Here is a 20,602-nt window from a genome sequence, read left to right on the forward strand (position 1 = left end):
ACATGATTACACAAGGCGTTTTTATAGCAGACAGATATGAGGTAATAGATAGAGTTGGATCAGGCGGTATGTCTGATGTCTATCGTGCCAAGGATCACATTCTCGGAAGAGAAGTAGCTATTAAGATATTAAAGCAGGAGTTTTCGGAGGATGCTACTTTCGTAGCAAAGTTTAGAACTGAGGCTCAGTCAGCTGCAGGTTTAGAGCATCCAAACATCGTCAACATTTACGATGTAGGTTCTGAAAACGGTATGTATTTCATTGTTATGGAATACGTCGAGGGTATTACTTTAAAGACATATATCGAGAAGAAGGGACAGCTTAATTTCAAGGAGGCTATCTCTATTGCGATTCAGGTTGGCCGTGGTATCGAGGCAGCTCATCAGAAGGGCATTATTCACCGTGATATCAAGCCACAGAATATCATTATTTCTACAGAAGGTAAGGTTAAGGTTACAGACTTTGGTATTGCTAGAGCTGCAAGCTCTAATACTATCCATGCTGATGTGATGGGTTCTGTTCATTATTCATCACCAGAGCAGGCTAGAAATGGTTTTGTAGATGGCAAGAGTGATATATATTCTCTTGGTATCGTTATGTATGAGATGGTTACAGGCCGTGTTCCATTTGACGGAGACAACACTGTAGCAATCGCTATTCAGCATCTTCAGGAGGAGATGGTTGCACCTTCAGCTTACGCTCCAGACCTACCTATTTCTCTTGAGAGAATCATTATGAAGGCAACAATGAAGAGCCCAGATAGACGTTACAATACTATCTCTGATCTTCTTATGGATTTAAAGAAGGCACTTGTTAGCCCTGATGAGAATTTCGTTACTATCATGGAATCCTCAGAGCTTGGTAAGACTCAGGTTATGTCAAAGGTTAATCTAGAGCCTGAGGAGACTATCGCTAAGAAGGCAGCTGAGGCCCTTACATTCAATGATGAGTACGATGATGATGACGAGTACTACGACGATGACGAGTACTACGACGATGATGAGTACTACGATGATGAGGAAGAGGATGAGTCTAAGATGGACAAGATTCTTACCATCTCTGGTATCATTGCAGGTATCGCCATTGTAGCTATATTAGTTGCAATTCTCGGCAACGTTTTTGGCTTATTTAATTTCGGAGCTAAAAAGGTAAAAATGATTAATGTCGAGGGAACTCAGTATGAGGAGGCTGTTGGTAAGCTTGCAGAGCTTGGTCTTGACGAGGACAATATCAAGGTCATCTACGACTCTAGCTCAGAGGAAGACGGCACAGTCCTTGAACAGTCTACAAAAGAGGGCGAAGAGTTCTCACTTAAGGATACACTTAGACTTACAGTTGCTGGACAGGAGTCATCAGGAGATTCTGGTGAGTCAGGAGAGTCAGGTGGTTCATCTCAGCCAGCGCAGACACAGCCAGAGGAGACTACCGATGGAGAGGAAGTTACAGTTCCTAGTGTAGTTGGATTGACACAGGCTGAGGCTACAGAGCAGCTTACAACTATCGGTATTGTGGTTACAAGCACTTCTCAGGAGTACTCAGATGATGTGGCTGAGGGCCACGTTATCAGCCAGTCTATTGAGGCAGGTGAGAATGTTGAGGCTCATTCAAAGATTACACTTGTAATCAGCAAGGGTAAGAAGGAGACTACATACAGCTATAGTATTGCTAATCCATACGATGGAGAGTGTACATACTCGATAGTTGAGCTTAATAAATCAGGTACTATTCCAAAGAATGGTGCAATCAATATTTCTGACGTAACACGTTCAGAGCTTACAATTACTCTGACTTATACACCTACCTTTACTACAGAAGATGGTAATACAATCACTCTTGATGACAAGAAGGAAACATCAACACAAACTGTACAGGGAACACCAAATTAATGCAGGGTAAAATTATTAAAGGTATCGCTGGTTTCTACTATGTTTATGTAGTGGATTCTGGTGTATACGAATGCAAAGCCAAGGGCGCATTTAGAAAAGATAAGATTAAGCCTCTAGTAGGAGATGATGTTGAGATAGACATCATCTCTGAGGAGGAGAAGACGGGCAATGTTATTAGCATTGGTCCACGCAAGTCTGAGCTTATTAGACCTGCGGTGGCTAATGTGGATCAAGCATTGCTCATTTTTGCGACTAAGAATCCTGAGCCAAATCTCAATCTTCTTGATAGATTTTTATGTATGATGGAAGAGCAGGATGTACCTGTAGTGATTTGCTTTAATAAGGATGATTTGGTTGATGATGATTTTCAGAAGCAGATTCGTGATACCTATGAGCGAGCTGGCTACAAGGTGATTTTCACCTCTGCGAAAAATGAAGAGGGAATCGATAAAATTAAAGAGGTTCTCAAAGGAAAGACATCTACCGTTGCTGGACCATCAGGCGTTGGGAAGAGCTCTATAGTTAATCTTCTCACTGAGGGACATTCTATGGAGACTGGTGAGGTCTCTGCCAAAATTGGTAGAGGCAAGCACACCACTAGACATTCAGAACTTTTATATCTTGGAGATGACACCTACATCATGGACACACCAGGCTTTTCATCATTATTTGTACCTAAGTGTGATCCGGTAGAGCTTTATTCATTGTTTCCAGAGTTTATTGAGCCGGAGCAGCACTGCCGATTTGGCGGTTGTGTTCACTACAAGGAGCCAGGCTGCGGGGTAAAAGAGGCTGTTGAGAAAGGTGAGATAGCTGCTAGTCGATATGAGAACTATTTGCAGATATATTCTGAAATGGTACAGCAGCAGAATTCAAAATATAGATAATTACTTACAGAGATTTGCTTAAGTCTAGTCCTGTAAGATGTTATAATTATTAGGAGAATAGTAGGGATAATTCCAAATTATTAGGAGAGAATCATATGGAAAAATGTTTAGCGCCATCAATTTTATCGGCAGATTTTGGAATACTTAAGGAACAGTTAGAGATTATTGATGAGGCTGGAGCTCAATATGTTCACTTTGATGTAATGGATGGAGTATTTGTCCCAAGCATCAGCTTTGGACTTCCAGTACTTAGAACTATTCGTAAATACACTGACAGACTTTTTGATGTGCATCTTATGATTGTTAATCCAGAGAACTATGTTAAGGAATTTGCCGAGGCTGGGGCAGATATTATCACAGTTCATGCAGAAGCATGCAAGCATCTAGATGCTACAATTGATTTAATTAAAAGCTGTGGAGTGATGGCTGGAGTTGCTATTAATCCAGCTACTCCTATTTCAGAGATTACACATGTTCTTGAAAAGGTAGATATGGTTCTTGTGATGACTGTTAATCCAGGCTTTGGTGGTCAGAGTTTGATTCCATACACTTTAGATAAAGTTAGAGAGCTTTCAGTACTTGCTCGTCAGAAGAAGCTTAAGACTGACATCGAGGTAGATGGCGGAATCAACATGGATACTATCGAGGATGTATTAGAGGCAGGAGCCAATATTATCGTTGCTGGTTCGGCTGTGTTTAATGGTGATATTAAGTCTAATACAGAAGCTCTTTTAGCAAAAATGGAATAAATAAATCTTTAGATATCTTGTGGAGAAGGATAAATGAAACACATTATCATAGGCGGCGGTGCTATTGATATTGAATTTACTAAAAATTGGATATCAGAATTTAAAAGAGAAAAGTATATCATCGCTTGTGATAAGGGATATGAAGCCTGTGAAAGGCTAGGGATTGTTCCTAATATCGTAATAGGTGATTTTGATTCGGCTTCGGATGGAGCCTTGGAGCGAGTTGAGGCTGCTGGTATTCCAGTAAAAAGACTTAATCCTGTAAAGGATGATACAGATATTGAAGCAGCACTTCTTTTTGCATTTCAGCAGACAGATGAAGAGGATTCGATTTTTATTTTAGGTGGAACAGGTGGCCGCCTTGATCATACCATCGGCAATCTCGCACTTCTTGGTATGGGAGCTAAGAATAATCGACCTGTTATCCTAATGGATTCTCATAATTTTGTTCAGATGATTAAGCCAGGAGATTTATATTTAGTTGATAAAGCTCCAGGTCATTTTGTTTCAGTATTTCCATATATGGGCCCATGTCATGGAGTTAATATGACAGGTTTTAAGTATCCTTTGAAGGATGCCACACTTGAGGGCTTCAATACACTTACTGTTAGTAATGAGGTGACTGCTGATGAAGGCCAGATTTGGCTAGAAGATGGTTACCTGATTGTAATGGAAACAAGAGATTAAAAAAGCAGCATCAGAGGATGCTGCCTTTTTTATTTATTTAGTTCCTGTGTATTTCTCTTCGCAATACTTGCAACGATATACTTCATTCTCAGGGTCTGTGAGAATGAAAATCTGATCAAGCTCTTGCTCCACAGTGCTGATGCAACGTGGGTTTTTGCAAGAGATTACATTTTTTATCTCTTTTGGAAGGGAAAGCTGTCTCTTCTCTACGATTGCGTCATCTTTAATGATATTGCAAGTGATATTGTGGTCGATAAAACCGAGAATATCTAAATCAACTCGCTCAATTGGACATTCGATTTTGATGATGTCCTTTCTTCCCATTTTGTTGGACTTAGCATTCATAATCATGGCAACTGTGCAATCGCTACCAAGATTTGCAAGATGTAAGTTGTTATATATTGTCATGGATTCGCCAGCCTTAATATGGTCAAGAACAAATCCCTGATGGATTCCGCTTATGTTTAGCATAGGTTGTTCTCCTTTCGAACTATTTTCTAGCATAAATGCCAGACGATACTAAAGAATTAGCATGGAATTTCAAGCAGTGTCAATATGAGAGCCATTCTGATAAAGACACCGTATTTAGCCTGTGTAAAGTACATTGCACGTGGGTCATCGTCAACATCAACTGCAATTTCATTTACACGAGGAAGTGGATGAAGAACCATCATGTCTTTTTTAGCTAAGTTCATTTTCTCTGGTGTGAGAATGAAGAAGTCCTTCAAACGGATGTAATCCTCTTCGTTGAAGAAACGCTCTCTTTGAACTCGTGTCATGTAGAGGATATCAAGCTCACCCATGACATCATCAAGAGTATCAACTTCTTTGTACTCATATCCATTTTTCTCAAGAACATCCTCTCGAATGTACTCAGGAACTCGAAGCTCCTCAGGAGAAATAAGGACAAATTTTATTCCAGGGTAGCGTACAAGTGCATTGATAAGAGAGTGAACTGTACGACCAAATTTCAAATCACCACAAAGTCCAATAGTAAGGTCTTTGATTTCACCACGCAATGAACGAATTGTAAATAAATCAGTGAGTGTTTGAGTTGGATGTTGGTGACCACCATCACCTGCATTAATTACTGGAATAAGAGATCGCGAAGAAGCGACTAAAGGAGCGCCTTCTTTTGGATGACGCATAGCGCAGATATCTGCGTAAGAAGAAATAACACGAATAGTATCGGAAACACTTTCGCCTTTGGCTGCTGAAGATGAATCAGCTGAAGAAAAACCAAGGACAGAACCACCAAGATTAAGCATGGCAGCCTCGAAAGATAAACGGGTACGAGTGCTAGGCTCGTAGAAACAAGTGGCAAGCTTTTTGCCGTGGCATTTTTCGGAGTATTTGTCCGGATGATTCTTAATATCATCTGCCAAGTCCATAAGCTGCTCTAGTTCCTCTCTGGTGAAATCCAGAGGGCTCATTAGATGACGCATAGGATTCTCCCTTCATAGAAAGCTAATTATAAATCACTTTATTATAGCGAGTTTGATTTCAAATTAAAAGACTTTATGCTAAAATATTTTTCATGAAATACGCAGATATTATCATTGATATATCTCATGAGAGATTGGATAAAACATTTGAATATATAGTGCCTGATGAGCTGGAGAATCAAGTCGCAGAAGGCGTGCAGGTGGTTATCCCTTTTGGACAGGGGAATCGTGCAATTACAGGATATGTGGTTGGGCTACACGACAAGCCAGAGTTTGATGTTACAAAACTAAAACCTATAGCACGTGTTATGAGAGACAGCATTGCGATTGAGTCACAGCTTATTTCTTTGGCTGCATTTTTAAAACGCAATTACGGTTCCACTATGAACCAGGCTCTTAAAACTGTTATTCCTATCAAGAAAAAGGAAAACGAAAAATTAAAAAAAGAGATTAGCCTTAATATTTCTTTGGAGCAGGCTAAAATCGAGTTGACGGAGCTTCTTACTAAGAAAAATCATGCAGTAGGCAAGGAGCGTCTGCTGAAGGAACTTTTAGATGTGGATGTGCTTGATTGGGAGCTGGCTACTAAAAAGTTGCAGGTACCATCTGGCAACATCCGAGATTTGGAGAAAAAGGGAATCATAAGAGTTGAGTCAGTACGTACTTTTAGAAACCCTCACATGCACAAATCCGAATCAAAGCACATTGTGTTAAATGATGAGCAGGAGGCTGCAGCAGAGCGGATAAAGGCAGATATTGATACAGGTCGCCGCAAGACATATCTTATCCATGGTGTCACAGGCTCAGGCAAGACTGAGGTCTATATGGATGTGATGGAGCATGTTATTAATATGGGACAGCAGGTTATCGTGTTGATTCCAGAGATTGCTCTTACCTACCAGACTGTTATGAGATTTTACAGTCGCTTCGGGGATAGGGTCAGCATTCTTAATAGCCGCATGTCTCCAGGAGAGCGCTTTGACCAGTTTGAGAGGGCAAAGTCAGGTGATATCAGTATAATGGTGGGACCTCGTTCGGCACTTTTCACACCTTTTGCAAATTTAGGACTTATAATCATTGACGAGGAGCATGAGCCTAGCTACAAGTCTGAGGTGATTCCGAGATATCACGCTAGAGAGACAGCTGTATATAGAGCTCATCTTTCGGGGGCTACAGTTATTCTGGGGTCTGCTACACCTAGCCTTGAGGCATATAGCAGGGCTCAGTCAGGTGAATATGAGCTTATCACATTAAACAACCGTGCCAAGGGCCAGGATATGGCTGCTGTTGAGATTGTTGACCTGCGAGAAGAGTTAAAAAGAGGCAATCGCTCAATGCTTAGCCATCGTCTGCTAGAGCTCATGGCAGACAGACTTAACAAAAAGCAGCAGATTATGCTTTTCTTAAATAGAAGAGGACTTATGGGCTTTGTTTCCTGCAGAGCCTGTGGTAAGGTACTGAAGTGTCCACACTGCGATGTGGCTCTTCACCTTCACAAGGATGGCACCATGAAGTGCCATTACTGCGGATTCACTACTAGAGCTACCAAAACTTGCCCTAGCTGTGGAAGCAAGTACATCGGCAGTTTCAAGGCAGGGACCCAGCGCTTAGAGGAGATGGTTAAAGAAGCATTTCCTAGTGCTAGAGTACTTAGAATGGATGCTGATACCACAAAAGGCAAGGATGGACACGAGGAGATATTATCTGCTTTTGCAGCTCATGAGGCTGATGTGCTTATAGGCACACAGATGATTGTAAAGGGACATGATTTTGCCAATGTTACCTTGGTAGGTATTGTGGCTGCCGACATTTCCCTCAATGAATCTGATTACCACAGCGGAGAGCGTACATTCCAGCTCCTCACTCAGGCAGTGGGTAGAGCAGGCCGTGGAAGTGAGCCTGGAATTGCTATCATCCAGACTTATCAGCCGGAAAATTACGCGGTGGTTACCTCTGCGGCTCAGGACTATAATGGCTTCTATGAGCAGGAGATAGCATATAGAGGACTCCTTGGTTATCCGCCATGTTCTCACATTTTGGGAATTCAGGTTAGCAGTGAGAGCGAGAGGGATGCAGCCTCTCAGGCAGATATTTTGGCCAATCTCATTAGAAAAGTGGACCCTCAGGTTATAATTATGGGACCACAGGATGCCTACATAGGCAAACTCAAAGATGTTTTTAGAAGAGTTATCTATGTAAAAGACCAGGATTATGATAGACTAGTTAAGATTAAAGATAGCATTGACTCATTTTTATTAGAGCAAAAACAATATAGAAACACCACCACATGGTTCGATTTTGATCCGATTAATACATTATAGTGGTGGCATTAGAAAGGAAATAAAATGGCATTATTAGAAATTAGGGAATATGGTAAGGACGATGTTCTTCTTAAGGTTTGCAAGCCGGTTAAGATTTTAACACCTAGACTTAAGACTTTAATTGAAGATATGTATGACACAATGTACGATGCAGATGGAGTTGGACTTGCAGCTCCTCAGGTTGGCGTGCTTCGTCGTATCTGTGTAATCGATATAGGTGAGGGCCCTGTTACCCTCATTAATCCAGAGGTACTTGAGACATCAGGTGAGCAGACAGGAAGCGAGGGATGTCTTTCAGTTCCTGGTAAGACAGGTATTGTTACACGTCCTAACTACGCTAAGGTTAAGGCCTTAAATGAAAACATGGAAGAAATCATCGTTGAGGGTGAGGAGCTTATGGCAAGAGCCCTTCTTCATGAGATAGATCACCTTGATGGACACATCTACACAGAAAAGGTTGAGGGCGAGCTTTACAATGTAGATGAGTTCTTTGAAGAGACAGAAGAAGAATAAATATTTTGACATTTAGCCAAATAAGAGAAAATTAATTGACTATTTCTTGTCTGATGATGCATAAAGGATTATAATAATTATCGTATATACAGATTAAGTATGGGGGGTGTAGTATGATAATTAGTGAGAGAATTTTTAAAATCATGGAAGACAAGGGGATGAATCAGTTGCAGTTTTCTAATGCAACAGGCATTGCCCAGAGTACAGTCAGCGATTGGAAGCGCAAGAAGACCAATCCTACTGCTGACAAGATTATGACTATTTGTGATGCACTTGATGTATCGCCATTCGAGCTACTTCAGGATACCATTCCTTCTAAGGGAGCAGGGGAAGTTGATTTCCTTATTGCTAGCCAGGGGACTAGCGAATACGCTGTTCTGAAAAAGATGGAAAAGCTTAGCAAGAAGTCAAAAGAGAAGTTAAATACCTTTGTTAAAGGATTGAAATAAGCTAATGGACAGAAATAAAAAAATCATTCAAACAAGTATTATAGGAATAGCTGCCAACTGTTTGTTGGCAGCTTTTAAGGCATTTATAGGGCTGTTATCTGGCTCAATCGCCATCGTTTTAGATGCGGTCAACAATTTAAGTGATGCCCTTTCTTCAGTTATTACCATTGTTGGTACCAAGCTTGCCAACAAGGCGCCAGATAGAAAGCATCCACTTGGACACGGAAGAGTTGAGTATATCAGCACGGCAGTTATTGCTATTATCATTTGCTATGCTGGTATTACTTCCCTTGTGGAGTCTATTAAAAAAATAATGAACCCACAGTTGCCAAAATATACTACTGTGACACTTCTTATTGTGGCAGTAGCAGTTTTTGTAAAAATCATCCTTGGAACCTACGTAAAAAAGGTGGGAGAGTCAGTTAAGTCTGAGTCTTTAGTAGCTTCAGGTGAGGATGCCAAGCTAGATGCTGTTATCTCTACTTCCACTTTGGTGGCAGCTATTATATTTATTCAGTTTGGTGTGAGCCTTGAGGCTTACCTTGGTGCTATCATTTCCATTGTTATCATCAAGGCTGGATACGATATGATTTCTGAAACCATTTCCCATATTCTTGGTGAGCGTGTTGAAATAGAGCTTTCTCATCAAGTTAAGAGAATAGTAGTTTCCTTTGATGAGGTTTCAGGTGCATACGATTTGAGCCTTCACAATTATGGTCCAGATAGATATGTGGGCTCTATCCACATCGAGGTAGATGAGGATATGACCATGACTAGATTGGACCAGTTGCAGCGCCAGATAGCATACGTGGTATTCAAAGAGACGGGAGTCACATTGGAGGGCATTGGAATCTATAGCAAAAATAAAAAGGATTCTGAGGCTGATTTGATTCAAAGAGAAATATCGAAATATGTTAAGACTTTCGATTATGTAAAGCAGATTCATGGATTCTACTATGATCCTAATCAAAAACTATTGAGTTTTGATGTTGTAATTACATTTGATTCCCCAGACAGGGATGCTACTTATCGCAAAATAGTAGAGGCATTAAAAGAAAAATATCCTGAATATACATTTAGTGTGAACATGGATGTTGATCTCAGTGATTAGCTAATTAACCAGTAGTTGAAAAACTGCTGGTTTTTTTATGTAGATGTGTTGACAGAAAAAAGTATAAGTATTACACTACTACTATATAATGACAATAATAAGAATATTGATTGGAGAAAAATGATGTTTTGTAAGAAATGCGGAGCGCAACTTAATGATGGCGTAAGCTTTTGCAAGAACTGCGGTACACCAGTTAGTCGCCCAGTTCAGCAGCCACAGCCAGAAGTTAGAGTGCAGCCAAAAGTGACACCACAGCCTACAGTGACACCACAGCCTACAGTGACACCACAGCCTACAGTGACACCACAGCCTACAGTGACACCACAGCCTACAGTGACACCACAACCTACAGCAGCACCACAGCCAGAGGTAAAGGTACAGCCTAAGGTGACACCACAGCCTACAGCAGCACCACAGCCAGAGGTAAAGGTACAGCCTAAGGTGACACCACAACCTACAGTAGCACCACAGTCTACTGTCACACCACAACCTACAGTTCAGGTGCAGCCTAGACCTGTTCAATCTGTTCCGGTTACTCCACAGACTAATAAAAAGGGAGGAAATGGCAAGACAATTGCTATTGTAATTGGAGCATTTCTTCTCATTGTTGCCATTTTAGGTGGATTGTTATCTGGTGGTGGTTCTTCACATAAGAGATATAGGGATGAAGAAGAAACTGAAGAAAAGGTTGAGTCAACAGCTGCAGATGATGCGGTTAGAACTCTTATGATTTATATCATAGGAAGTGACCTTGAGTCAGGCCAATATGGTGGAGCGGCTTCTCGAGATATCAAGGAGATACTTAAGGCAAATATTCCGGATAACTGCAACGTGGTACTTCAGTGCGGCGGTGCCAAGAAATGGGAGAATAAGGATATTCCTGATGGTGAAGTTACCATTTTCTCAGTTCGAAATGGCAAGTTAAACAAGGAAAAGAGTCTTGGCAAGACTACAATGAATGAAAAAGGAGATCTTTCACAGTTTATTACATACTGTAAGGATAATTACCCAGCTGAGAATTATTCTTTAGTTCTTTGGGATCACGGCGGCGGAATTCCTGTTGGTTTTGGTATGGATGAGCTTAACAAGAATCCAAACAAGTTACTCTATGACTATGAAATCAGAAATGAGCTTGATACTGCGGGCGTAGATTTTGATGCTATTATTTTTGATGCATGTAACGTATGCACACTTGAGATGGGATTATCTCTCAAAGAGCACGCTCAATACATGGTAGGTGCTGAGAGTTACGTAAATAATAAGGGTATATATTATACAAACTGGTTGGAGATGCTTGACGGTGATGCACAGACATTTTCCGAAAAGATTGTTCAGGATTACATGGAAGATATTAATGCTGATGGATTGATTGGTTCTATGTCAGTTATTCGTCTTGATTACATCGATGATGTATATTCTGCTTATGTAGATTACGTAAGAGATGTTGCCAGCGATGTAGAAAGAGGTGGATTTGCAGCTTATGTAAAGGCTCGAGGTAACTGCGGTTCCTATGAGCATATTGACTCAGTAGATTTAATTGCTCTAGCTACAGCTTATGATACAACAAGTGCAGCAACACTTATCAATTCTGCTGTAAATGCAGTAACATATACAGAAAGCGATTTTGCTTATGGCCATGGCCTTATGGTTTATTGCCCATTTGAATATTGTGAAGCATACAATTCGGGACGCCAGGCATTTGTTGAATTAAATTACGATGAGGAGATTACTGGCTTCTACGACAAAATGGTTTCCGCTGAGCTCTCTCTTCTAGGCCAGAGTTATGTTAGCAATTACGGTGGAGATTGGTATACAACAGCATACGCAGATAGTGTTAATTCAGGCGGTAATGTAAGTAGCAGTAGCTTAGCTTTAGTTGATATGGGTTCTTATGAGGCGGTAGAGCTTGATGATTCCGATTGGGAAGTAATAGACCATGTTGCCCTTACAATTGCGGTAGAGGAAGGTGATTCATATCTTCTTCTTGGACAGGATTATACATATCAGACTGATTCAGCGGGAAGACTTGCTCTTGTAAATCCAGAGGCATGGACATTTGTAAATGGTAATATTGCAGGATATTTTTGTGTAGAATTCTATAATAATCCAGATACTGATGAATGGTCACAATTGGGATACATTCCTATTACAGTAAATGGTGAGGGTGCATTACTTTACGTATACTACGATGAAGCGCATCCAGAGGGTACAATTCAGGGATATACAACATATGACTATGACACAGATACCGAAGGCTCATATATGTATGACCTACGTGCGGATGATGAAATCGATTTGGTATACTATGAATTAACTTCCTCAGGAGATCTGACTTATACAGAAGCAGGGGATCCATTCCAGGCTAGTACACTTAGTCTGACATTCACAGAAATTGATTTCAACCAGTACTCTACTATTGGTTACTACACTGTCTATGATGTATATGGCAACGAGTACGAGACAGATGCAACAGTACTTGGTTCTTCAAATGCAGTATAGACTAAATCTAGTTTAAACAATCAATATATGATAATATTAATTCAGGGCTTCAACTTATTGAGCCCTGAATTTTTCTATTTATATAGGAGGAAAAATATGGATTACAATTCTAGATATAATGAGTGGCTTGAGCATCTTTTAGATTCGGACCCTCTCAAGGCGGAATTGCTTTCAATAAAAGATGACGAAAAGGATAAGGAAGATCGTTTCTATCAGGATTTGTCATTTGGTACTGCTGGCCTTCGCGGTAAGGTAGGTGCTGGTACTAATCGTATGAATTTCTTTACAGTAGGCAAGGCTACACAGGGTGTTGCTGATTTTATCGTATCAAAGGGTACAGAGGCTATGGAAAAGGGCGTAGTTATCGCTCACGACCCTAGACATTTCTCCAAGGAATTCTCACAGCTTGCAGCAGGTATTTTTGCTGCAAATGGAATAAAGGTATATGTTTTCCCTGATCTTAGACCTACTCCAGAGCTTGCGTTTATGATCAGAAGACTTGGAACTGTATCAGGTATCAATATTACAGCAAGTCACAACCCTAAGGAGTACAATGGCTACAAGGCATATTGGGACGACGGATGTCAGGTGTCTTCAGAGATAGCTGATGGAATGTATGAGCGCATCAAGGCAGTTGATATTTGGTCAGGTGTTAAAAAATCTGATTTTGAAGAGGGAGTAAAATCTGGCAAGATTATCGTTCTTGGTGAGGAGTTTGATAGAGAGTATCTTGATAAGATAGAATCACTTGCTATCCATGAGGGAGATGAGCTTGACCTTACAATTCCTCTCGTTTACACACCACTTAATGGATGTGGCTCTATTCCATTTAGACAGATGTTAAATGACAGAGGTTTCTCTAACTGGACTATAGTACCAGAGCAGGAGAACCCAGACCCTGATTTCACTACAGTTGGTTATCCTAATCCTGAGGACCCTAAGGCATTTAAGCTTTCAGAGGAGTATGGTCGCAAGTTCGGCGCAGAGCTTCTTATGGCCACAGACCCAGATGCAGATAGATTTGCTATTGAGATTCGCGATAGCCAGGGTAACTATGTACCTCTCAATGGCAACCAGACAGGATACTTACTTGTTAACTATGTACTTGAGGGTCACAAGGACGCCGGTACACTTCCTGCAAAGGGAGCTATGGTCAAATCCATCGTTACCTCTACACTTTCTACAATCATGGCCAAGGCCTATGGTGTGGAAATGTTTGAGACACTTACAGGATTTAAAAATATATGTGGTAAGATTCCATATCTCCACGATAATGGATATACATATCTCTTCGGCTATGAAGAGTCAGTGGGATATGCTATTTGTGAAGATATCAGAGATAAGGATGGTATCTCAGCCGGTATGATGGTTGCAGAGGCAGCTGCTTACTATAGAAAGCAAGGCAAGACTCTCTGGGATGTACTTCAGGAGATATATGCTAAATATGGATTCTTTGCAGAGGATGAGCCAAATATCATATTAGAAGGAATTCCAGGAGCTCAGAGAATTCAGCGTATGATGAAGTGGTTTAGGGATAATATTCCTACAGAGGTTGCTGGCTCAAAGGTTGAAAAGGTGATCGATTATATTAATGGATACGAGGATATTCCACCTCAGAATGCAATTCGTATTTTCCTTGAGAATGGTTCATGGTTTGCAATTAGACCATCAGGTACAGAGCCAAAGATTAAGTTCTACTTCTATTCAAATCAGGACTCAAGAGAGAATGCATTAAAAGTAAACGCTTCTATTAAAGAAGAGATATTTGCTCTTATTAATTCAGTTGAATAATGTTATTTAAATAACAATGCCCCAACACTATATGTTGGGGCTCTCATTTTTGTCTACACAAGAAAGGCTTTTTTATATATAATGAATAGTTGAGTTGTGATGTGATTAGTGGAGAATAAATAATGAAATACGAATTTGTTTTTGATAAGTTAACCAACTATAAAAATAATATCTATAGAGAGTGGCTTTTGACTAATGGCCTAGGCAGTTATGCAGGCAGCAGTATTATAGGTTCTCATATGAGAACACAGCAGGGCTATCTCATCGCAAGTATTCATCCTCCTGTGGAGCGATTCTTGGTTTTTTCCAAAACAAATGAGCGTCTTGTATGCGGCAGCAGAATCTATGATTTGACCACTGCTCAGCACAAGGGACCATACGCTAGTGAATTTAATCAGGGCAACATGCATCTTAAGAGTTTTACTTATGATGGCACTGTTAATTTTGTATACGAAGCAGGTGGTATGCGCCTCACTAAGACAATAGCTTTGGTGCAGGGAAAGAACCAATGCGTTATCGCATATACGTTAGAGAATAATGGACCTGCAGCAGGTGTGGTTATCACTCCTCTCATGAACTATAGAGACCACGGTGAGCATATGACTGTGGAGAGCCTTAAGTACGAGCTTCCAGATAGTGCCTTCGGTGAGATTAGAGATGAGGCAACAGGTAATACAGGATTTTATTATTCTCCAGTTAGCAATAAAAATGTGAGAGTATCACTTGTCAGCGCAGGTTGCGAGATGGTAAAGCGCAACAACATCTACGATGAAAACATGGAGCTTCAGTATGAGCTTGATAATGACGCGGAGGCACTTGATTGCCATCTCAAGCCATATGATTTTGTAATGGAAGTTGATGCTGGTGGAGTTTCAAGGGCATCTTTTGTCTGCACAGTTGATGTCCGTGACCAGGTAGGAAGAAAGAAAATCGAGTGGTCAGATATTCCAGAAGTTGAGATAGACACAGCATTTATAGAAATAGAAAAGGCTAAGAATCGAGTGGCCGACTTAATTGAAAAGTCTGGCTTTTCTGATGAGGAAGAGTTGGGGCAGATTCTTACTGTCGCAGCGGACCAGTTTATTGTTGATAGATTGTCTACAGGCAAGAAGACAATCATGGCAGGTTATCCATGGTTTACAGACTGGGGCAGAGATACTATGATAGCCTTCACCGGGCTATGCCTTGAAACAGGTCGATATGAGGACGCCAAATCTATTTTACTTTCATTTTCTAAATGCATTAAAAATGGACTGGTTCCTAACATGTTCCCAGACAATGGCAAGGAGCCTCTTTACAATACAGCAGATGCTTCACTGTGGTATTTTTACGCAGTGTACAATTACCTGAAATACGTAGATACGGATGAGGCTTGGAAATTTGTGGAGGATTATATCTATTCAAGCCTTCAGGAGATTATGGCTGCTTATCGAAAGGGCACCCAGTTTTCAATTGGCATGGATGACGACGCGCTAATGAATGCTGGCTCAGGCCTTGATCAGGTTACATGGATGGATGTACGTATCGGTGATGAGGTGGTGACTCCTAGACATGGCAAGCCAGTTGAGATTAATGCTCTTTGGTACAACGCCCTTATGACTATGGAGGAAATCTCAAGAGGTATCGCAAGACGTACCCATGACAAGCCAGAAAACTATCTTGCATACGCAGGCGGCTGCAGTCAGCTCGCTATGTGGGTTAAGGAAGCATTCAACGAGGAGTTCTGGTACGAGGAGGGTGGCTATCTCTACGATGTAATCGGTGAGGATTTCAAGGATGCCACACTTCGTCCTAATCAGATATTTGCAGTAAGTCTTCCATTTACAATGCTTGATATCGAAAAGGAAAAATCAATCGTAAGAGTCCTTAAGGATAGATTATACGTGGGTGTGGGTCTTCGCTCCCTTGATACAGAGGATGAGAACTATCAGGGTACTTACCAGGGTAGCCTAGAGAAGAGAGACCATGCATACCATCAGGGTACAGCCTGGGGATTTTTGCTTGGAGCATTTATCGAAAGCTATTTAAAAGTAGGCGGAGGAAGTGCTCAGTCTATAGAGGAGGCAAGAGCTATGTTTGAGCCAATAGAGCAACATCTATTTAGCAACTGCATCGGTTCTGTTTCTGAAATATTCGATGGTGATGAGCCACATGCTGGCAGAGGATGTTTCGCTCAGGCTTGGTCTGTTGGTGAGATTCTTAGAGCTTATGCTCTATTAAATAAATAACATGAAAAAGAATGATTTGATTTTAATCTTTGGAATTTTAATACTGTCACTATTTTTCTATGGTGGGATGCATTTATGGCAAAAGAGTCATACTGATGACAGCGCCTATGTGGAGGTTAAAATAGACGGAGAGATATATGGCACATATCCTTTGGATGAGGATATAAGAGAGCGTATAGAGTCTGCAGATGGCGGATATAATATTCTAGTGATTTCAGATGGCAAGGCATCCATTGAGGAGGCCAACTGCCCAGACAAGATATGCGTTAATCACAGGGCCATTCACTATTCAGGTGATTCGGTGGTTTGCTTACCACATAAGCTGACTGTTACAGTTGTAGGTGGGCAGGAGGATGAAATCGATGCCTCCACTAATTGATAGGAGAGAATTATGAAGACGAAAGATATTGCTATTCTTGGACTATTAATAGCCCTGGCATTTGTACTCTCCTACGTGGAGTACCTGCTTCCAATTAACATAGGTATACCAGGGGCGAAAATAGGACTTGCCAATATAGTAACTTTGGTTGCTATTTACAAAATAGGATATAAGAGAGCCTTTGCATTATCTCTTATCAGAGTTCTATTGGTGGCTCTTACTTTTTCCAATATGGCAATGGCTATGTACAGTGCAGCAGGCGCTTTGCTTTCATTTATTGCAATGCTAATTGGTAAGTCTACTAAGAAGTTATCTATTACAGGAGTTAGTGTTCTAGGTGGTGTTTTTCACAATATTGGACAGATAATGGTGGCTATGGTGCTGATGGAGACTAGGGAATTAGTTTTCTATCTTCCAATACTTATAGTGATTGGAACTGTTTCAGGTGTGATAATTGGTATACTTTCAGGTATGATTTGTAGTCGTATCAAGGTTGCATTTTAATATTAAGATGGGGTATACTCAAACAGGCTATAGATTTAGTAACAAAGGAACAGGTATAAAAATGGGAGATTACATTATTAGTTGCTGTTCGACTGCGGACGTGACAGCTGAGTATCTTAAAGAGAAAAATATCGAATATATTTGCTTTCATTATTATTTAGATGGAAAAGAATATGTTGATGATTTATTTAAGTCTATGTCAGTTCAGGATTTCTATCAGGCAATGGTTGATGGAGCTATGACTAAGACTTCACAGGTTAATGCAGATGCATTTACAGAGTATTTTAGAGGATTCCTTTCACAGGGCAAGGATGTAATTCATTTGACACTTTCTAGTGGTATCTCAGGAGTTTTAAATTCTGCTCGTATTGCAGCAGAGGAGATGAAGGAAGAGTTCCCAGACCGAAAGGTTGTAGTTATAGATAGTTTGACAGCTTCATCTGGTTATGGACTTCTCATGGACAAGCTTGCAAGCCTTCGTGATGAGGGATATAGCTTCGATGATCTTTGTAGTTGGGCTGCAGAGCATGTTCAGAATCAAAATACATGGTTCTTTACAACTGATTTAACATTCCTTATTAGAGGCGGTAGAGTGTCAAAGCTTTCTGGATGGTTTGGTACTGCTCTTAATGTTTGCCCACTTATGAATATCAATGACGAGGGTAAGTTAATTCCACGTCAGAAGTGCCGCGGCAAGAAGATGGTTAAGAAGGCTGCGCTTTCTGCTATTAAGGAGCGCATCGACAATGGCGCTGACTACGATGAGAATATATTCATCACTCACTCAGTTTGCTATGAGGATGCAAGGGAGATTGCTGATATGATTGAGGCAGAGTTCCCTAAGATGAAAGAGAAGATTCGTATTTTCGATATAGGACCTACAATTGGTGCACATACAGGCCCAGGTACAGTTGCTATTGGTTTCTGGGGCAGCAAAAAAGAACATTAATAACAAAGTGTTGGGTCAAAGGACTCAACACTTTTCTTCATTGGAGGTAGAGGGATGAAAGAGAAGATCAAAGGACTACGACTTAATATTACAATTTCAGCAGTGATTAGCATTATCATCGGCATGCTTTTAATGATATTTCCTACAGAGACTACAGAGATATTGAGCCGTATCATTGCTGGTATTATTATTTTAGCTGGTGTTGCTATTATAATTAGTCAGATTTTTGAAAACTCTAAAAATGTTATGGGGATTGTAGTAGGTGCAATACTTGCTATTCTAGGAATTTGGATGTTTATGTCACCAAAGGATAATATTTTCTTTAATATAATTCCTATTGCTATTGGTGTTATCTTAGTGGTACATGGTGTTCAAGATTTAGGGATGGCATTTGAGGTCCTTAAGACAAAACAGGGCGGCTCACTTCTATTATTTATAGGAGCAATTGTAAATATAGTTCTTGGCCTCTTATGTATTGCCATGGCGTTTGATATTATCACTACTATTGTTTGGCTTATTGGACTTATGATGGTATTTGACGGCGTGACAGATATTTTCTTTGTACACAAGGTTAGAAAGTCTACTTCAGCAGTAATTGTTGATTCTACAATCGTAGAAGAGGAAGTTGTAGAAGAAGTTAAGGACGAAGAGACAAAAGAGGAAGATGTCTAATGGGACAGATGGAATTTAAGATGGAGCGCACAGGACTTCTTGAAGTGGGAGATGTGCTTTCTATTACAGAATATGAGCTACCTAATTCTTATTACTATGTATTAGGCAGGTCTTATGCCATGTCGGGCAACTATACTACCCTTCAGCGCATCTCAGCAAAGGAAGGGAAGGTAGTAGATATAAAAGAAACCCCAAAGGGATTCTATGTATCAGTGGAATATCAGGATTCTTAAGGAGCATTAATGAATAACCAAACCCAAAACGCAATTGATATTGTGTTGGCTGAGAGCTTAAAGGAGCTTGCGGCCACCAAGCCAATTGATAAGATTACAATAAAAGAAATAACCAACAAAGCAGGCGTTATTCGTCCTACTTTTTATAATCATTTTCAGGATAAGTATGAGCTTTTAGAATGGATTACAGTCAATGAGCTGTTTGCGCCAATCGAGCCCCTTCTTGCAAATGGAATGCTTAGAGAGGCTATCACATTTCTTTTGACAACTATTTTCAAGGGCAAGGATTTCTACAAAAGAGCTGCCAAGCTTGAGGGACAGAATTCCTTCAACGAAATTTTCAACAGATGTGTGGCTAACCTGGTTAAAAAATACATTGATATTGATGGGTTGCTTAGCATTGCTAATTATGAGTGGTTGAATGAAAAGCTTGTTTCGGAATTTTTGGCTCACACTATTTCATGGGTGACTATTCAGTGGATTATGAGAGGCATGGATACACCAGTAGATGAGCTTGCTGATGTGTATGTTAAGATTTTCCATAGCCCTATTATTCAGGTTATTTCCAATAGTGACAAGTAGAATACAAAAGCTTATTTTTGTAGCTTGTCTTAACACTACTTTTAATGATTGAATATTTTTGGAGAAAATATATACATTATAATATAGATATCTTTGAAATTGATTGGAGCGTATTTGTATATGAGCTGGTTGGAAAATATGCTAATTATGGCTGGAATATTGCTTGATGTATTTGCCGCTATGGAGATACAGGGAGCGATGCTTGCCAATATAAAAAAGAAGACATTAATAATTGCCTGTGTGGTTGTGGCAGCAGTGGAGTTGGTATTCTATTTGGTTGGATATTTAATCTGCTGGGGATTATCCGCTAATGGATATATACCTAATCCAATCTACTATGGCGAGGCGGTTGCAGCAATAGTTCTTGCTCTAGTTGGAATGCGGCTTATAGTCAAGGCTGTTCAACGCAAGTTTATTCAGGAGCGCAGACGTGATACAATTAGAGTCTGGGATTACATTAGACTGGTTGTTATGTCTAGTATCTACACTGCAGCAGCTGGTTGCGTGTGTGGACTTGTAGGCGTTACAGTTTGGCAGGTTATTATCATTATATTAGTTATTTCTATTGTGATGGTTATATGTGGTTTCTACACAGGCCTTCACTACGGATTTGAGATTAAGACGATTGCTTATGTGGCTGGCGCATTACTTCTTTGGGGCGTTAGCATTGAGATGTTACTACATCGCATTTTAGATGTAATTTAGTTTTACGAGGAG

The 20,602-nt window shown here is 40.3% G+C and carries 20 protein-coding genes; 18 read left to right on the forward strand and 2 right to left on the reverse strand.

Features of this window, described 5'->3' with window-relative positions; translation table 11 throughout:
* Nucleotides 1-2: 2 nt before the first annotated feature.
* From pknB to F0Q01_RS12425, 4 genes are all read left to right on the forward strand, one after another.
* Nucleotides 3-1,886 (forward strand): Stk1 family PASTA domain-containing Ser/Thr kinase, encoded by a 1,884-nt coding sequence (pknB, locus tag F0Q01_RS12410; RefSeq protein WP_090489086.1) that lies wholly within the window; start codon nucleotides 3-5, stop codon nucleotides 1,884-1,886.
* Entirely contained in the window at nucleotides 1,886-2,773 is an 888-nt protein-coding gene (rsgA, locus tag F0Q01_RS12415) for a ribosome small subunit-dependent GTPase A (RefSeq protein WP_090489087.1), read from the forward strand. Before pknB ends, rsgA begins: the two co-directional genes overlap by 1 nt.
* Nucleotides 2,774-2,868: 95 nt before the next feature.
* The gene (gene rpe / locus F0Q01_RS12420) at nucleotides 2,869-3,522 is read left to right on the forward strand and encodes a ribulose-phosphate 3-epimerase (RefSeq protein ID WP_090489088.1); all 654 of its coding nucleotides are present in this window, start codon (nucleotides 2,869-2,871) and stop codon (nucleotides 3,520-3,522) included.
* Nucleotides 3,523-3,555: 33 nt separating this feature from the next.
* Entirely contained in the window at nucleotides 3,556-4,209 is a 654-nt protein-coding gene (locus F0Q01_RS12425) for a thiamine diphosphokinase (protein ID WP_090489089.1), read from the forward strand.
* Nucleotides 4,210-4,242: 33 nt separating this feature from the next.
* Here F0Q01_RS12425 and F0Q01_RS12430 read toward each other — a convergent pair whose 3' ends face one another.
* On the reverse strand, nucleotides 4,243-4,680 hold the full coding sequence (locus F0Q01_RS12430; RefSeq protein ID WP_090489090.1) for an aspartate carbamoyltransferase regulatory subunit: 438 nt from the start codon (nucleotides 4,678-4,680) through the stop codon (nucleotides 4,243-4,245).
* A 56-nt stretch (nucleotides 4,681-4,736) separates the two neighbouring features.
* Complete coding sequence (gene pyrB / locus F0Q01_RS12435; protein ID WP_090152369.1) at nucleotides 4,737-5,654, reverse strand: aspartate carbamoyltransferase; 918 nt, start codon at nucleotides 5,652-5,654, stop codon at nucleotides 4,737-4,739.
* A 92-nt stretch (nucleotides 5,655-5,746) separates the two neighbouring features.
* On the opposite strand from pyrB, the gene priA reads away from it, so the two are divergent.
* From priA to F0Q01_RS12505, 14 genes are all read left to right on the forward strand, one after another.
* Complete coding sequence (gene priA, locus F0Q01_RS12440) at nucleotides 5,747-7,975, forward strand: replication restart helicase PriA (RefSeq protein ID WP_090489091.1); 2,229 nt, start codon at nucleotides 5,747-5,749, stop codon at nucleotides 7,973-7,975.
* A gap of 24 nt (nucleotides 7,976-7,999) precedes the next feature.
* Entirely contained in the window at nucleotides 8,000-8,488 is a 489-nt protein-coding gene (def, locus tag F0Q01_RS12445) for a peptide deformylase (RefSeq protein ID WP_090489092.1), read from the forward strand.
* A gap of 113 nt (nucleotides 8,489-8,601) precedes the next feature.
* Nucleotides 8,602-8,937: a helix-turn-helix domain-containing protein gene (locus tag F0Q01_RS12450; protein ID WP_090489093.1), complete on the forward strand. Its 336-nt coding sequence runs from the start codon at nucleotides 8,602-8,604 to the stop codon at nucleotides 8,935-8,937.
* Between the two features lie 4 nt (nucleotides 8,938-8,941).
* Nucleotides 8,942-10,048, forward strand: coding sequence for a cation diffusion facilitator family transporter (locus F0Q01_RS12455; RefSeq protein ID WP_090152360.1), 1,107 nt, complete (start codon nucleotides 8,942-8,944; stop codon nucleotides 10,046-10,048).
* Between the two features lie 123 nt (nucleotides 10,049-10,171).
* Nucleotides 10,172-12,547 carry a clostripain-related cysteine peptidase gene (locus F0Q01_RS12460; RefSeq protein ID WP_163927263.1) on the forward strand — a complete coding sequence of 792 codons (2,376 nt, stop codon included), beginning with the start codon at nucleotides 10,172-10,174 and terminating at the stop codon, nucleotides 12,545-12,547.
* 96 nt (nucleotides 12,548-12,643) lie between these two features.
* Nucleotides 12,644-14,338, forward strand: a complete 1,695-nt coding sequence (locus F0Q01_RS12465) for a phospho-sugar mutase (protein ID WP_090489095.1) — start codon at nucleotides 12,644-12,646, stop codon at nucleotides 14,336-14,338.
* 122 nt (nucleotides 14,339-14,460) lie between these two features.
* Nucleotides 14,461-16,566, forward strand: a complete 2,106-nt coding sequence (locus F0Q01_RS12470) for an amylo-alpha-1,6-glucosidase (protein WP_090152350.1) — start codon at nucleotides 14,461-14,463, stop codon at nucleotides 16,564-16,566.
* Between the two features lies 1 nt (nucleotide 16,567).
* Nucleotides 16,568-16,945 (forward strand): NusG domain II-containing protein, encoded by a 378-nt coding sequence (locus tag F0Q01_RS12475; RefSeq protein WP_090489096.1) that lies wholly within the window; start codon nucleotides 16,568-16,570, stop codon nucleotides 16,943-16,945.
* A gap of 12 nt (nucleotides 16,946-16,957) precedes the next feature.
* On the forward strand, nucleotides 16,958-17,449 hold the full coding sequence (locus F0Q01_RS12480; RefSeq protein ID WP_090489098.1) for a Gx transporter family protein: 492 nt from the start codon (nucleotides 16,958-16,960) through the stop codon (nucleotides 17,447-17,449).
* Nucleotides 17,450-17,510: 61 nt separating this feature from the next.
* A complete protein-coding gene (locus F0Q01_RS12485; RefSeq protein WP_090489100.1) occupies nucleotides 17,511-18,398 on the forward strand; it encodes a DegV family protein in 888 nt (295 codons plus the stop codon).
* 54 nt (nucleotides 18,399-18,452) lie between these two features.
* Nucleotides 18,453-19,070: an HdeD family acid-resistance protein gene (locus F0Q01_RS12490; protein ID WP_090489102.1), complete on the forward strand. Its 618-nt coding sequence runs from the start codon at nucleotides 18,453-18,455 to the stop codon at nucleotides 19,068-19,070.
* Entirely contained in the window at nucleotides 19,070-19,303 is a 234-nt protein-coding gene (locus F0Q01_RS12495; protein WP_090152336.1) for a hypothetical protein, read from the forward strand. Before F0Q01_RS12490 ends, F0Q01_RS12495 begins: the two co-directional genes overlap by 1 nt.
* 9 nt (nucleotides 19,304-19,312) lie before the next feature.
* Nucleotides 19,313-19,885 carry a TetR/AcrR family transcriptional regulator C-terminal domain-containing protein gene (locus F0Q01_RS12500; RefSeq protein WP_090489104.1) on the forward strand — a complete coding sequence of 191 codons (573 nt, stop codon included), beginning with the start codon at nucleotides 19,313-19,315 and terminating at the stop codon, nucleotides 19,883-19,885.
* 120 nt (nucleotides 19,886-20,005) lie between these two features.
* Entirely contained in the window at nucleotides 20,006-20,590 is a 585-nt protein-coding gene (locus tag F0Q01_RS12505; RefSeq protein WP_090489106.1) for a manganese efflux pump, read from the forward strand.
* Nucleotides 20,591-20,602: the final 12 nt, after the last annotated feature.

The organism is Pseudobutyrivibrio xylanivorans (assembly GCF_010906925.1).
GTDB lineage: Bacteria > Bacillota > Clostridia > Lachnospirales > Lachnospiraceae > Pseudobutyrivibrio.